Genomic DNA, 1,951 nt, shown 5'->3' on the forward strand with positions numbered 1-1,951 from the left:
TGTCTTTAACTCCGTTTCAACTTGATTGACTTTGTTAAGAGTCAAACTTAATTATAGGTTTGAGTTCGGTGCACAGATATAGAGCCTATTGGCGGCTTTTTGTCAAGTACAATTTATACCAAATTAGATGAGCTTACCCTGGTAATTTGGGTTAAATTATGATATTTTAGTTGTTGGGATAAACGATTTGCTGCTGCGGAGGCATCTGCCGAACAAGCAAATTCAATATTTGATAACTCTCGCAACTTTTTCTGACCCTCAATTTCAGCTTTTTTGAGGTTTTTTTCTAACTTACGTTGGTCAGCATCACGACGCAAACTGCTCTCTACTACTAACCATCTTTGTGCAATTCCACCATAATTACTTTTGTGTTCTGACCAACGATATCCGGTCACTGAGCTTTGATGAAATTCTGATTCATTTAGCTGAGATACCAGTTGCTGCGCTTGTTTCAGGCTCAGTGGTACACGAGTTAACCATTTTAAATTGGTTAACATTTCGCTCGTTGGGAGCACTATATAATGCACTGTCAGCTACCATTAAACTGTCGAGATTTAATTTTTTTTTAAAGTCTTGACAAATTGAGGCGAATATGGAATTATCTGATTCGTTTCCTGAAGCTACTCGTAAAAATAGTGGCACATCTCCGTCTCCACTACAAATTAGGTCTAAAATGAACTGTTTTAAGTCGGGGCGATGGTCGCGAGAGTAGCCGTAGGTAATCTGAATTGGTACTGGGGATGTTTGATGATTGATTGATGAATTATCTAACTGATTGTTATCTTTTTCTGTGCTTTCAAAAGATATTGATGGTAATTCTTGTTCATATTTGCCATGTAGATGAAATGAAATTGAGTCGAGGTGATATGTGTCGGTATTTATCTCGAATTTTTGAGCGGCTGACAGGGCAATAGTTGTGAATATTTCGGTAATTCCTACCAAATATAATTTATCTAATACTCTTCCTAAACGGTCATCATTGAGATGTGACGCTTGCATTCCTGAGCCAAGTAAATGTTCTATTGCTTTCCCTTCAAAAAATTTAGAAAATAAATATAATGGGGCGGAAACCATCCCTAATCCATTGATAATCATGGCTTTGACTACCAGCCCGGGACTGACGAGCTCGCCCGGTTGTTCGCCTACTAATTCATTGATTTTTTGGACAATTCCTATTTCATCGATTAGACCGGCTATCAAGCCCAAATGATCTAGGTTTTCTACTTTCATCTCGGATGCTTTCTGCATGGACTGCTGAGTCATGATTTGAGCGTTGATCGTGATCGCCAGTTTACACTATTTTTGGTGATGATTGGTTACGGAAGAGCGATCACAATTAACGCATTTTCGCGACTGTGATCGGGTTATTGTGAGGTAAAAAACCAAGTTTATTACCGATCGCAATTTTAACTTACATCAGATAGGACTCACGCCCTCACGTCTCTTGTCAGGAATTCTTAACGCTCGTGATGGGAGCGTGACCGAAATTATTGAGTATTTTTACTCACGCTTGGTCTCGGATGATTCACTTTTACCCCCTCAATCCGCGTACGCTGCCCCTTGGGGGTGCGGAATGTGGGTTACAAAACTCACCCTCAAGCGGGCTTATAGCCATGCCGAAATCTTGAATTCATACCCTAATTCAGCAACGCCAGTTTTCCGAAAGTGACAGAAGAGGGATAGTTCATAGGATTCCAGTCGTTGGTCAACAGTCGAACTAACAAAGCGCTTGCGCTATCGAACAGCTGCCTCGTGAAAGAAAGGGGGTGAACAACTCAGATTTCCCAGCCAAGATGCGGATCTAAACAATATAAGTAGTTAAGCAAAATTAATTACATAATTATCTCCAAATTCTTTAAGAATTATTTCGACAGATGAAACAAGAGATTGCCAGCTAGAGTAGGCATCTATTTCGAGCCATTGATATTTGATAAACCGCCACAAAATCTCA

2 protein-coding genes and 1 pseudogene are annotated in these 1,951 nt (G+C 39.9%); all 3 read right to left on the reverse strand.

Features of this window, described 5'->3' with window-relative positions; all coding sequences use genetic code 11:
- Positions 1–113 precede the first annotated feature (113 nt).
- Complete coding sequence (locus tag ACUVJL_RS25905; RefSeq protein WP_445248462.1) at positions 114–395, reverse strand: hypothetical protein; 282 nt, start codon at positions 393–395, stop codon at positions 114–116.
- 22 nt (positions 396–417) lie between these two features.
- Positions 418–1,248 (reverse strand): IS1634 family transposase, encoded by an 831-nt coding sequence (locus ACUVJL_RS25910; RefSeq protein WP_445248463.1) that lies wholly within the window; start codon positions 1,246–1,248, stop codon positions 418–420.
- Between the two features lie 570 nt (positions 1,249–1,818).
- Positions 1,819–1,951: pseudogene (locus ACUVJL_RS25915) on the reverse strand (IS630-like element ISAcma34 family transposase); the annotation flags it as partial.

Origin of the sequence: Microcoleus sp. OTE_8_concoct_300, from assembly GCF_031383065.1 — a bacterium.
Taxonomy (GTDB): domain Bacteria; phylum Cyanobacteriota; class Cyanobacteriia; order Cyanobacteriales; family Microcoleaceae; genus Microcoleus.